Origin of the sequence: Micromonospora sp. (genome assembly GCF_048594385.1) — a bacterium.
Lineage (GTDB): Bacteria > Actinomycetota > Actinomycetes > Mycobacteriales > Micromonosporaceae > Micromonospora > Micromonospora wenchangensis.
Window position 1 is genome coordinate 1 of sequence record NZ_JBMDWU010000343.1, and the last position, 11,307, is coordinate 11,307.

Sequence of the window (11,307 nt, forward strand, 5' to 3'; positions counted from 1 at the left end):
GCGGTGACCTCGAAGGTCTCCTCGAACTGCTTCACGAACTCGGAGAGCTCGATCAGCGTCATCTCCTTGAACGCGTCGAGCAGCTCGTCGGTGCTGAGCTTCGCCATGTCTGGCGTCCTTTCTCGCAATGAAAATTAAAGAACGTGGTGCGCCGGGAGGCCTCAGGCCGCCTCGGCGCCCTCCTGCTCGCGCTTCTTGTCCGCCAGGGCGGCCGCCGCGCGGGCGGCCTTGGAGAGCGGCGCCTGGAACAGGGCCGCGGCCTTGCTCAGGTTGCCCTTCATCGCGCCGGCCAGCTTGGCCAGCAGCACCTCACGGGACTCCAGGTCGGCGAGCTTCGTGACCTCGGCCGCGGAAATGGCCTTGCCCTCGAACACACCGCCCTTGATGACGAGCTTCGGGTTGGCCTTCGCGAAGTCGCGAAGACCCTTCGCCGCCTCGACGACGTCGCCCGAAACGAAAGTCAGCGCGGTAGGACCGGTGAACAGCTCGTCGAGGCCGGAGATGCCCGCCTCGGTCGCGGCACGCTTGGCCAGCGTGTTCTTCGCGACCGTGTAGGTGGTCTCCTTGCCGAGCGAGCGCCGCAGCTGGGTGAGCTGGGAAACCGTCAGACCACGGTACTCGGTGAGCACCGCAGCGCCCGAGGTACGGAAGCTCTCGGTCAGCTCAGCGACGGCCGTGGCCTTGTCGGCCCGGATCGGCTTGTCCGCCATGTCCCTCCTCTCTCGTTACTCGGAGCTGGTCGCCGTCGGGGAGCACAGGGCTCGGTGACGGCGCCGGAGGCGTCACGACAACGAAAAAGCCCCGGCGCAGGGCGCGCGGGGCGAGGGCGGGGCCGATCACCATGGTCGGCGGACCACGGGGAGGAACCGAACTACGCTTACCGCCCTGCGCGGGTCGCCCGTCATCGCGGAGCCTTCGACCGTGCCGGGGCACGGTGACCAGCGGTCTCTGGGTGGAACTACCGCACCAGGTTACGCGACGGCCCGGCCATCACCAAATCGCCCTCCGCCGGTCACGGGCGGACCCGCCGCCACCGCACGTAGCCGGCCAGTGCCGCCCCCGCCCAGGCCAGCGCCCAGGCCGACAGGAGCAGCGCGGTGCCGGTGGGCAGGGAACCGGCGAGCGCCCGCGCGGTGGCCAGCACCGGCGGCACCAGCCAGGGCGCCACCGAGCCGCGCAGGCCCAGCGCGAGGGTGCCGACCGCGCCCAGGGCGAGCACGGCGACGCCGTACCCGGCGCTGCGGGTGAGCGCCCGGCTGGCCAGGGCACCCAGGGCCACCGCGGGCAGCAGGGCGAGCAGGTGCGCCCACAGGCCGAGGGCCAACGCCGCCACCACCGGCAGATCACCCGGACCGGGCGCGGCCACCCCGCCGACCAGCCACGGGAAGAGCAGCGCGACCAGCACCGTGCCCACCCCGGCGAGCACGGCCGCGAGCAGCCCGGCGAGCCGCTCCCGGACCGGACCGACAAGCACCTGCGCCAGCCGGCGCTGCACGTCCGGCTCGACGTCCAGCAGGATCTTGGTCTGCCAGGCCAGCACCGGGAAGAGCACCACCGCACTGACGCCGTACGCCTCCGCCGGGCGGGCCCGGCCGCCGCCGTACAGGATGCCCAGGGCCAGCAGGCCGGCCAGCAGCGGCGCCAGCGCCCGTCCGGTACGCAGGAAGCCGGCCAGCCGCATCCGAACCAGGGCGGTCACCGGGCCACCTCCCCCGCCCGGCCGTCCCGCGCCGGCTCACCCGCCGACCCGGCCCCGGCGGGCGGGACGGGTGCCGGCGGCGCATCCGCCCCTGAGGGCGTGCCGGCGGGTTCGCGTACCCGCAGGATCTGGTGGCCGTCGGCGCGTAACCGGGCGACGGTGCCGGCCACCCGCGCGGCCGGCACCGCGACCACGACCACGGCGACGGCGGCGTCACCGGCGGCCGGCTCGTCGGTGACCAGGCCGTCGGCGACCGTCCAGTGCCGGGCCCCGGGGAGCCGGACCGTCTCGCCCCGGTGGTCACTGACCAGGACCGCTCCCCCGGCCGCCAGCACCTCGTCGACCAGTTCCGGGACCAGGCCCCGGGCGGCGGCGTCCAGCCCCTCCCATGGCTCGTCGAGGACCAGCAGACCGGGGGTCCGCAGCATCGCCTGGGCCAGGCCGACCTTCTGCGCCGTGCCCTTGGACAGGTCGGGCAGGCGGACCGCGCGGAACGGGGTCAGGCCCAGCCGGTCGATCCACCTGTCGACGGCCCGGTCGGCGTCGGCCCGGCCCAGGCCGGCGGCCCGGCCCATCGCGGTGAGGTAGCGGGTCACGGTGAACGGCTGGTCGGCGGGGAACCGCTCGGGCACCCAGCCGACCCGGTGCGGGCGGTCGACCACCCGGCCCCGGACCGGACGCAGCACCCCCGCGCAGAGTTGCAGCAGGGTCGACTTGCCGGCCCCGTTGCGGCCGAGCACCACCGCCACCTCGCCCGGGTCGAGGCGGGCCGTGACGCCGCGCAGCACCCAGGGGCCACCCCGGCGGTACCGGAGCCGGACGTCCTCCAGTCGCATGGGGTGAGCCTGCCACAGCCCGACACACGGCAGGGGCCCCGCCACGGTGCGTGGCGGGGCCCCTGCGCGGGAGCGGTCGGGATCAGCCCTCGACGGCGTTCTCCTGGAGGTTCTTCACCACGTTCGGGTCGATCGGGACGCCCGGACCCATCGTGGTGGCCAGGGTGACCTTCTTGAGGTACTTGCCCTTGGCCGCGGACGGCTTGGCGCGGAGCACCTCGTCCAGCACCGCGGCGTAGTTGTCGATCAGCTGGGTCTCGGAGAACGAGGCCTTGCCGATGATCAGGTGGAGGTTGGAGTGCTTGTCCACCCGGAAGGTGATCTTGCCGCCCTTGATGTCCGAGACGGCCTTGGTGACGTCCATGGTCACCGTGCCCGTCTTCGGGTTCGGCATCAGGCCGCGCGGGCCCAGGATCCGCGCGATCCGGCCGATCTTGGCCATCTGGTCCGGCGTGGCGATCGCCGCGTCGAAGTCCAGCCAGCCGCCCTGGATCCGGGCGACCAGCTCGTCCGTGCCCACCTCGTCGGCACCGGCAGCGGCGGCCTCCTCGGCCTTCGCGCCGGCGGCGAAGACGATCACGCGGGCGGTCTTACCGGTGCCGTGCGGCAGGTTGACCACGCCGCGGACCATCTGGTCCGCCTTGCGGGGGTCGACGCCGAGGCGCATGGCGACCTCGACCGTGGCGTCGAACTTGGCGCTGGTGGTGTCCTTGGCGAGCTTGACCGCCTCGGCCGGGGTGTAGAGCTTCGACTTGTCGATCGCCTCGGCGGCCTTGCGGTACGTCTTGCTGCGCTGCATCTCGGGTTACTCCTGTGGTCTCTGGCGGGCCGCGGTCGACGCGCGCCCTCCCACGAACTGGTCTGGGGGACTGACGGGCGTCAGTCGTTGACGACGATGCCCATCGACCGGGCGGTACCGGCGATGATCTTCGCAGCCTGGTCGATGTCGTTGGCGTTGAGGTCGACCATCTTCTTCTCGGCGATCTCGCGCACCTGGGCCTGGCTCACCGAGCCGACCTTCTGGCTCTGCGGCACGCCGGAGCCCTTGTCCACGCCGGCGGCCTTGAGCAGCAGCCGGGCGGCGGGCGGGGTCTTCAGGACGAAGGTGAAGGAGCGGTCCTCGTAGACGCTGATCTCGGCGGGGACGATGTCGCCCCGCTGGGACTCGGTCTGCGCGTTGTAGGACTTGCAGAACTCCATGATGTTCACGCCGTGCTGACCGAGCGCGGGGCCCACCGGCGGCGCCGGGGTCGCCTGGCCCGCCTTCAGCTGAAGCGTGAACGTCTTGACGAGCTTCTTCTTCGGAGGCATGTCACTTCCTGGGGCTTGGAACTGGGAAAGGTGCCGGCCACGGGCGCGCACGGTCAGCGCGGTGCCACAGCGACGACATTCAAGGGTAGCGCAGCGCCCGGCGACCCTCTGCGCCGAGGTCCATGCCGGGGCGTAACGACGTCGCCGGCGGCGGGCCGTGGCCCACCGCCGGCGACGAAAACGACGTCAGATCTTGGCGACCTGGTTGAAGTTCAGCTCGACCGGGGTCTCCCGGCCGAAGATCGACACCAGCACCTTGAGCTTCTGCTGGTCGGCGTTGATCTCGCTGATCGTCGCCGGCAGCGAGGCGAACGCCCCGTCGGTGACGGTGACCGAGTCGCCCACCTCGAAGTCGAGGACCTTGATCTCGGGCTTGGCCTTCTTCTGCTCGGTCTCCACCGCCGGTGCCAGCCACTTGAGCACCTCGTCGAGGCTCAGCGGCGCCGGCCGGTCGGCCCGGTCGGTGGCCCCCACGAACCCGGTGACCCCCGGCGTGTTGCGCACGCAGGAGTAGGACTCGGCGGTCAGCTCCATCCGGACCAGGATGTAGCCGGGGAAGACCTTGGCCTGGATCTGGGAACGCTTGCCGTTCTTGACCTCGACCTCTTCCCGGGTCGGCACCTCGACCTGGTAGATGTAGTCCTCCATGTCGAGGGAGGTGATCCGGGTCTCGAGGTTGGTCTTGACCTTGTTCTCGTAACCGGCGTACGAGTGCACCACGTACCAGTCGCCGGGCGCGTAGCGCAGCTTCTGGCGCAGCTCGGCGACCGGGTCGTAGTCCTCGTCCGGCTCCGGCTCCGTGGTCGGGAATTCCGGCTCGCTGGCGGCCTCGACCGACTCGTCACTCGCCGCCGTCGCGACCGTGGACTGGTCGTCCGTGGTCCCGGCGGTCTCGTCGTACTCAGGCACGCTTGCTCACTTCCGTCACTATCGGCTCAGTCGGCCGGTCAGCTGGGGCTGCCGAAGACCCACAGCACGCCCTTCGCGAAGGCGAAGTCGAGCAGGCCCACGATGGTCAGCATCACCGCGACGAAGGTGACCACCACGGCGGTGTAGGTCAGCAGCTCCTTGCGGGTCGGCCAGATGACCTTACGCAGTTCGGCGACGACCTCGCGGAAGAAACGCGCGATGCGGCCGAACGGCCCCACCCGGTCGGTCTCGGAGCGGGTCTTCGACTTGCTGTCGGCGGCACCCGCACGGGTCCGCGACCGGGTCGCGGTGCCACCCCGGGATACCGGCTCGTCCGCGTCGGTGGCGTCGTCGTCGGTGGCGTCGCTGTCGTCGGTCACCTCGTCGACGACCTCGTCACGCTCGTCGCGCAGACCGTCGTCGCCGGCGTCCTCGCCGCGCCGCTTGCTCTCGGCCACTTCGCCCTCCGTCGCGGGATGTCGGGTCGTACGCCGGGAGGCGTACGCGGCGCTGGTCACGCCGGCCGGACCAACCGTCCCGCGACGGGCCGCGGCCGGCGGACCGGACGAAGGGCTCCGAGTCGCCTCGAAGCCACCCCGCCGATGCCACCACCACGGGCCGGACGCCGCCTTGCGGCGGCGCGACCCACGGGAACGGTCAGGCCTGAGGCGCAGGGGTGACAGGACTTGAACCTGCAGCCTGCGGTTTTGGAGACCGCTGCTCTGCCAATTGAGCTACACCCCTGTGCGGCAACGCTCGCCCCACCCGACCTACGCGGCCGAGCAGGGGTCACTTGCCCCACGGCGGACCAGTGTACGGGTAGCACCCCGACTTTCCCAACCGGTCCCGCCCGGTCCGTGCCGACGAACCCTCAGTCGGCCGTCCGCACGGTCGCCCGCGCCTGCGACAGGACCTTCTCGCCACCACACCGGGCGGTCACATCGAGCCTGGTCAGGCCGGCTTCGGTGACCTCCTTGACCACCGCGTCGACAGTGATCTCGGTGCCCTCATCGTCGTCGGGGACGACCACCGGCCGGGTGAACCGCACCCCGAACTCGACCACCGCGTCGGGCGCGCCGGCCCACTCGGTGACCGCCCGACCGACAAGCGCCATGGTGAACATGCCGTGGGCGATCACCCCGGGCAGCCCCACCTTCGTGGCGGTCCGGTCGCTCCAGTGGATCGGGTTGAAGTCCCCCGAGGCGCCCGCGTAGCGGACCAGGTCCGCCCGGGTCACCCGGAACGTACGGGTCGACAGGTCCACGTCAGGACTCCCCACGGACGACGAGCTTGGACCAGACGGCGACCACCGGCTCACCGGCCACGGTGGTCACGTCGGTGCGGGTGGTGAGGAAGCCGTGCCCGCTGCGGGAGCTGATCTCCTCGATGGTGTTCACACAGACCAGCTCGTCCCCGGCGACCACCGGCCGGGTGTAGGCGAACCGCTGGTCGCCGTGCACCACCCGGCTGTAGTCGACCCCGAGCGCCGGATCGTCGACGATCTGCTGGCTGGCGGCCATGGTGATCAGGACCGGGAAGGTGGGCGGGGCGACCACGTCCGGGTGGCCGAGCGCACGGGCCGCCGCCGGGTCGTGGTGGGCCGGGTCGGTCGCGCCGATGGCGGTGGCGAACTCGCGGATCTTTTCTCGGCCCACCTGGGAGGGGGCGGTCGGCGGGTACGTCCGGCCGACGAAGGACGGGTCCAGGGACATGCCGCCGAACCTACACGGGACGCACGAACGCCGACCCGTACGGGCGGGCGCCCCTGAAAGGGGTCGCACCAACCGTGCGGATCGGCGTCCGGGGAAGCGCTGCGGACCGGGCCGGCTACTGCCGGCCGCAGGTCAGCGGGTCTCGCGGTGGATCGTGTGCTTGCCGTCCCGGGGGCAGAACTTCTTCATCTCGATGCGGTCCGGGTCGTTGCGGCGGTTCTTGCGCGTGATGTAGTTGCGCTCCTTGCACTCCACACACGCCAAAGTGATCTTCGGCCGGACATCGGTCGCCTTCGCCACGGCGGAGTGCCTTCCTCGCTACGGATATCAACTACAGCGCATCAGCCTACGCGGACAACGCCTGGACATGCAAAGCGGGCGCCAGTGGCGCCCGTCCCACCGACCACCGGGGATGAGCCCGAAGGACGAGAGTAGCGGTGGCCGGACTTGAACCGGCGACACAGCGATTATGAGCCGCTTGCTCTGCCATCTGAGCTACACCGCCGCAGGCGGGTCCAGCCGGACCCTCTGAGCCCCCTTACGGAATCGAACCGTAGACCTTCTCCTTACCATGGAGACGCTCTGCCGACTGAGCTAAGGGGGCCTACCCGATCACCCCGGAGGGCGTCGCGCAGGGGATACATTACACGGCACCGCGCCGGGGGTGAAATGGGATCCCCCTGTCCCGCATCGCCGCAGCTCAGGGTACGACGCGGAGCCTCGGCAACGCGTCCGGGTCGATCGCCTCCTGGTCGGTCTGGGCACCGAACCAGGCCTCCAGCCGCTCGTACGGCAGCGGCCGGCTGAACAGGAAGCCCTGCCCGATCTCGCAGCCGATGTCCTGGAGCAGTTCGAGGGTCAGCTCGCTCTCCACCCCCTCGGCCACCACCGACAGGCCGAACTGCTGGGACAGCGACACCACCGCGTTCACGATCGCCAGGTCCCCCGGGTCGGTCGCCATCCCCTGCACGAACGACCGGTCCACCTTCACCTCGTGCACCGGCAGCCGACGCAGCTGGGCCAGCGACGAGTTGCCCGTGCCGAAATCGTCCACCGCCAGCCGGACGCCGAGGTCCCGCAGCCGGCGCAGGGTGGGGATGGGCCGCTCGGTGCCGTCGAGGACCGCCGCCTCCGGGATCTCCACGGTCAGCAGCTGCGGCGGGACACCGTACTCGGTCAGCAGCTCACCGACCCGGTCCGGGAAGTGCCTGTCGGTCAGCGAGCGGGCGGCGATGTTGACCGCCACCGCCAACGGCTGCCCGGTGCGGCTCCAGTCCCGGCTGCGGCGCAGCCCCTCCCGCAGGACGAACTCGGTGAGCCGACCCAGCTGCCCGGTGTGCTCGGCGACCGCGACGAAGTCCTCCGGGGAGACCGTGCCGTGCGCCGGGTGCTCCCAGCGGGCCAGGCACTCCACCCCGAGCAGGCGGCGGTCCCGCAGCGTCACCTTCGGCTGGAAGTAGACCTCCAACTCCCCCTCGTCGAGGGCGCGACGCAGGTCACCGGCGAGCCCGAGCCGGCGCAGCGACCGCGACTCCAGCGCAGGGTTGAACAACTGCACGCTGCCCGGCACCGCCTTGGCCGCGGTGGCCGCCAGGTCGACCCGTTGCAGGAGCACGGCGGCGTCACTGCCGTGATCCGGGTGCACCGCCACCCCGACCGCGGTGTCCACGTCGAGGGTGAGCGCGTCGAAGACCATCTCGTCGCGGATCTGCTCGCGGAGCTGGGCGGCCAGTTCCAGAGCCGCCTCGGCGTTCTCCAGCCGCAGCGTCACCAGGAACTCGTCCCCACCGGCCCGACCCACCAGGGCCGACGAGGGGGCGCAGGCGCGCAGCCGCTCGGCCACCTCGACGAGGACCTTGTCCCCCGCCGCGTGGCCCAGTGACTCGTTGACCTGCCGCAGGCCGTCGACGTCGAAGAGCAGGACGGCGACCACCTCGCCGGGTGCCCGGATCTTGACCGCCTCGGCCAGCGCGGCGGTGATCCGCCGCCGGTTGGGCAGCGTGGTCAGCGCGTCGTGGTAGGCGTCGTGGCGCAGCCGGTCGACCAGTCGGGAGTTCTCCAGGGCGACGGCGGCGTGCGCGGCCACGGTCTCGAAGACGGGGATGTCGCTCGTGGTGAAGTGGCCGATGTCGCTGAGCCGGTTGGTGACCTCCAGGGTGCCGATCACCGCCTGGCCGGACCGCAGCGGCACCACGATCGCGTCCTTGACCTGCTGCGCGCCGACCTCCCGGCGCAGGGCCGTGTCGTCGCCGAGCAGCCGCCCGATGGACAGCGTCTTGCCCAGCTCACGGGCCTGTTCCCGGAAGACCGTCGGGGTGGGCGCGAAGTCCAGCAGGCCCGGGGTGTCGACCCGGGCGGTCAGCAGCACCTCGGGGTGCCGACGCTGGGCGGGCAGCCACAGGGTGGCGTACTCGGCCTGCATCAGGGCCCGCACCCGGTCGAGGAGGATGTCGGCGAGCGCCCCCTCGGCGCTGTTGGTGAGCAACCGGGTCAGGTCGTACATGCCGGTCAGGGTGCGGTGCTGCCGGAAGAACTGCGAGTAGGAGCGGTAGACCTGGAACAACGCCGCGAACAACGCCGCCAGCAGCAGCACCGACCACCAGGTGGTCTTCAACGCGATCAGGACGAGCAGGCCCACCGAGGCGTTGATCGAGGTGGTGAGGAAGACCGACGGCGCGGTACGCAGCGCCTCCCGGCCGGCCTGCCAGCCCTGTAGCAGCACGTGCACCCCGGCCACCGAGAGCAGGCTGACCAGGGTGATGGTGTTGACCGCCAGGAACAGGATGCCCCAGGTGCCCGGCCCCACCCCCTTGAGCGGGGGCAGGGCCAGCAGGAGCAGCCCGGCCAACGAGGTGGCCGCCGCCGCCTTCGCGACGTTGAACCACAGCTTGGCCGGGGCGAACCGGTGTGACGCGCTCCAGATCAGCACGGAGAGCGTGTATATGAGCACCACGATCAGCGGTGGCAGGAAGAAGAGCGCGACGACGAGGGGCACCTCGGTCAACGTCACCCCGACGGACTGCCGCCGGACTATGACGTTGAGGACCGGGATGCTGATCCCCGTCATCGCCACGAAGAGAACGAACGCCAGGCCCCACTTCCCGAACTCGGGCCGCAGGACACCGATCGCGGTGCTGAAGACGATGGCCAGCAGGGCCAGGGGGGCGGTGATGAACCAGGCGCGTTCGGTGGACTTACGCCGCTGATCTCGGCTGGCCATGCGCCACCCTCTCCCTGAGAGACGTCACCCCCAGGACACCGGGAGCGGGGACGACGCGGGGGCTTAGCGCGCGCCGCCCATCGTCCAGACGACGTCCGCCATTTGCGCGCTGCCGTCGATGGACTGGACGCCGGCGACGGCGAGTCCACCCAGGATGGTGGCGAGCACGAGGAGCGAGCCAAACAGCCGGCCCAGCCTTCGACCAGACATGATTGCTCCTGTCGAGAGAGTGTTCACGGGGGATGGTGGAGGTTCCACGATCGTGCCACACCTCGGGTACCCAGAAAAGCGGGGAGAGCGGCGCTGGTCCGAGCAGCGGAGAGGTTCCGCCGTTCGGCCCACCACCGTCACCTCCCCGTGCCAGATCAGCGGCACCAGGACGGGTAACAGCCTCCACGAATCGCCCAATGTCACTATCGACGCAAACCCGATCTTAACGGCGCGGGGCCGTTCTCCGGGTAGCGGTGCGGCCGTCGTAGTCGAGGGCCGCGACGACTGCTCCCGGAACCGTCACATCGATCACCATAGCTCATTTCGTCAGGTACGGAAGCGGCCTGTCGGGAGTCGACGGACTCCGCACCAGATCAACGACAAAACGCGCGTACGGTGGCGAGCCGGCGCGAGCAGGTGAAACACCCGCCGAGGCGGGCGGGCCCCGCGATGTCGTACCCCGATGATGTCGTGAATCCATGACATCGCAGACACCGGCGACGCCGGTGATCGAGGAACGGGCGGCCCAGCCGTACCTGGGGATCAGACGCACGGTGACCATGGCGACCATCGGCGACGCCGCGGCCGCCCTGTCCGACCTGACCGACTGGCTGACCGCGCGGGGGATCACCCCGGCCGGCCCGGACTTCCTGCGCTACCACGTGATCGACATGGCGCGGGAGCTGGAGGTCGAGGCGGGCGTGCCGCTGCCGGCCGACGCGCAGCTCGCGGTCGAGGCGCCCCTGGGCACCGGCGTGCTGCCGGCCGGCCGCTACCTCACCACCACCCATGTCGGCGACCCCGACGAACTGGTGGCGGTGACCGGGGCGTTCCTGGAGTGGGCCCAGCGCCACGGGTTGCGCTGGGACGCCGGCGACACCGGGGCGGGTGAACGCTGGGGCTGCCGACTGGAGATCTACCACCTCGGCCCGGACGACGACCCCGACCGCAGCACGTGGAAGACGCAGTTGGCGTTCCGCCTGGCGGATTGAGCAGGGGCGGGATAGCTGGGGCGGTTTGGGGGTATGTCGGGGGTTATGGCAGGTCAGAACGGTGCGGTGGACGAGGAGCACGCGCGGCCGACGGGAGTCGACGACGCAACGGTCGAGGCGTTGGGCAAGCTGAGCGAGGCGTTGGAGACGATCCACCGGGTGCGCGGTCACCTCTACTCCGCGCACCAGCTCGTCGGCGGCGCGGACCTCACCCTGGACCGGGTGGTGGAGCTGCTGCGCGGGGCCGGGCACGACGAGGTGGCCGACCGGGTCGAACACGAGCTGCTGGGGCGCAACCTGCTGCCCGGCCGGTGGACGTTCCAGATCGTGGAGGAGTTCGACGACGGCTACTACGCCACGTTCCAGGAGATCGAGCGGTACGCCCGGGAGAAGTTGGCCGACGGCCGGCGGCACCTCT

General features: G+C 71.1%; 14 protein-coding genes, 3 tRNA genes and 1 pseudogene. 2 read left to right on the forward strand and 16 right to left on the reverse strand.

The genetic code is table 11. The features are described 5' to 3' along the window. The 16 genes and pseudogenes from ACOJTC_RS18445 to ACOJTC_RS18520 all read right to left on the reverse strand — a co-directional run. Nucleotides 1-107: pseudogene (locus ACOJTC_RS18445) on the reverse strand (50S ribosomal protein L7/L12); the annotation flags it as partial. 54 nt (nt 108-161) lie between these two features. Further along, nucleotides 162-710 (reverse strand): 50S ribosomal protein L10, encoded by a 549-nt coding sequence (rplJ, locus tag ACOJTC_RS18450; protein ID WP_088644793.1) that lies wholly within the window; start codon nt 708-710, stop codon nt 162-164. Nucleotides 711-1,012: 302 nt separating this feature from the next. Then, nucleotides 1,013-1,699 carry a hypothetical protein gene (locus ACOJTC_RS18455; protein ID WP_420117817.1) on the reverse strand — a complete coding sequence of 229 codons (687 nt, stop codon included), beginning with the start codon at nt 1,697-1,699 and terminating at the stop codon, nt 1,013-1,015. After that, nucleotides 1,696-2,535 carry an ABC transporter ATP-binding protein gene (locus tag ACOJTC_RS18460; protein ID WP_420117818.1) on the reverse strand — a complete coding sequence of 280 codons (840 nt, stop codon included), beginning with the start codon at nt 2,533-2,535 and terminating at the stop codon, nt 1,696-1,698. Before ACOJTC_RS18460 ends, ACOJTC_RS18455 begins: the two co-directional genes overlap by 4 nt. An 82-nt stretch (nt 2,536-2,617) precedes the next feature. Continuing rightward, complete coding sequence (gene rplA / locus ACOJTC_RS18465; RefSeq protein WP_357926366.1) at nt 2,618-3,334, reverse strand: 50S ribosomal protein L1; 717 nt, start codon at nt 3,332-3,334, stop codon at nt 2,618-2,620. 80 nt (nt 3,335-3,414) lie between these two features. After that, nucleotides 3,415-3,846 carry a 50S ribosomal protein L11 gene (gene rplK / locus ACOJTC_RS18470; protein WP_088644789.1) on the reverse strand — a complete coding sequence of 144 codons (432 nt, stop codon included), beginning with the start codon at nt 3,844-3,846 and terminating at the stop codon, nt 3,415-3,417. 186 nt (nt 3,847-4,032) lie between these two features. Beyond that, on the reverse strand, nt 4,033-4,755 hold the full coding sequence (gene nusG / locus ACOJTC_RS18475) for a transcription termination/antitermination protein NusG (RefSeq protein WP_420117819.1): 723 nt from the start codon (nt 4,753-4,755) through the stop codon (nt 4,033-4,035). Between the two features lie 38 nt (nt 4,756-4,793). Continuing rightward, nucleotides 4,794-5,213: a preprotein translocase subunit SecE gene (gene secE, locus ACOJTC_RS18480; protein ID WP_420117820.1), complete on the reverse strand. Its 420-nt coding sequence runs from the start codon at nt 5,211-5,213 to the stop codon at nt 4,794-4,796. Between the two features lie 213 nt (nt 5,214-5,426). Continuing rightward, nucleotides 5,427-5,499, reverse strand: a tRNA-Trp gene (locus ACOJTC_RS18485). A 127-nt stretch (nt 5,500-5,626) separates the two neighbouring features. After that, nucleotides 5,627-6,019, reverse strand: a complete 393-nt coding sequence (locus ACOJTC_RS18490) for a MaoC/PaaZ C-terminal domain-containing protein (RefSeq protein ID WP_357926359.1) — start codon at nt 6,017-6,019, stop codon at nt 5,627-5,629. 1 nt (nt 6,020) lies between these two features. Then, nucleotides 6,021-6,467: an FAS1-like dehydratase domain-containing protein gene (locus ACOJTC_RS18495; protein WP_420117821.1), complete on the reverse strand. Its 447-nt coding sequence runs from the start codon at nt 6,465-6,467 to the stop codon at nt 6,021-6,023. Between the two features lie 132 nt (nt 6,468-6,599). Then, nucleotides 6,600-6,767, reverse strand: a complete 168-nt coding sequence (rpmG, locus tag ACOJTC_RS18500; protein ID WP_357926356.1) for a 50S ribosomal protein L33 — start codon at nt 6,765-6,767, stop codon at nt 6,600-6,602. A gap of 132 nt (nt 6,768-6,899) precedes the next feature. Continuing rightward, nucleotides 6,900-6,972: transfer RNA gene (locus ACOJTC_RS18505), tRNA-Met, on the reverse strand. 26 nt (nt 6,973-6,998) lie between these two features. Continuing rightward, a tRNA-Thr gene (locus ACOJTC_RS18510) sits at nt 6,999-7,071 on the reverse strand. 96 nt (nt 7,072-7,167) lie between these two features. Further along, nucleotides 7,168-9,687, reverse strand: a complete 2,520-nt coding sequence (locus tag ACOJTC_RS18515; RefSeq protein WP_377684977.1) for a putative bifunctional diguanylate cyclase/phosphodiesterase — start codon at nt 9,685-9,687, stop codon at nt 7,168-7,170. Between the two features lie 63 nt (nt 9,688-9,750). After that, nucleotides 9,751-9,897: a hypothetical protein gene (locus ACOJTC_RS18520; protein WP_169733070.1), complete on the reverse strand. Its 147-nt coding sequence runs from the start codon at nt 9,895-9,897 to the stop codon at nt 9,751-9,753. A 479-nt stretch (nt 9,898-10,376) separates the two neighbouring features. Between ACOJTC_RS18520 and ACOJTC_RS18525 the strand changes: the two genes are divergently transcribed. Together ACOJTC_RS18525 and ACOJTC_RS18530 are read left to right on the forward strand one after the other, a co-directional pair. Further along, a complete protein-coding gene (locus ACOJTC_RS18525; protein ID WP_420117822.1) occupies nt 10,377-10,889 on the forward strand; it encodes a GyrI-like domain-containing protein in 513 nt (170 codons plus the stop codon). A 45-nt stretch (nt 10,890-10,934) separates the two neighbouring features. Beyond that, a partial coding sequence (locus ACOJTC_RS18530) for a hypothetical protein (protein WP_420117823.1) occupies nt 10,935-11,307 on the forward strand: 373 nt, incomplete at its 3' end.

Excerpts from the sequence above, each read along its gene's own strand:
- rplJ (WP_088644793.1), bottom strand. The coding sequence starts at position 710 with ATGGCGGACAAGCCGATCCGGGCCGACAAGGCCACGGCCGTCGCTGAG.
- ACOJTC_RS18460 (WP_420117818.1), bottom strand. The coding sequence starts at position 2,535 with ATGCGACTGGAGGACGTCCGGCTCCGGTACCGCCGGGGTGGCCCCTGG.
- rplA (WP_357926366.1), bottom strand. The coding sequence starts at position 3,334 with ATGCAGCGCAGCAAGACGTACCGCAAGGCCGCCGAGGCGATCGACAAG.
- rplK (WP_088644789.1), bottom strand. The coding sequence starts at position 3,846 with ATGCCTCCGAAGAAGAAGCTCGTCAAGACGTTCACGCTTCAGCTGAAG.
- ACOJTC_RS18495 (WP_420117821.1), bottom strand. The coding sequence starts at position 6,467 with ATGTCCCTGGACCCGTCCTTCGTCGGCCGGACGTACCCGCCGACCGCC.
- ACOJTC_RS18515 (WP_377684977.1), bottom strand. The coding sequence starts at position 9,687 with ATGGCCAGCCGAGATCAGCGGCGTAAGTCCACCGAACGCGCCTGGTTC.
- ACOJTC_RS18520 (WP_169733070.1), bottom strand. The coding sequence starts at position 9,897 with ATGTCTGGTCGAAGGCTGGGCCGGCTGTTTGGCTCGCTCCTCGTGCTC.
- ACOJTC_RS18525 (WP_420117822.1), top strand. The coding sequence starts at position 10,377 with ATGACATCGCAGACACCGGCGACGCCGGTGATCGAGGAACGGGCGGCC.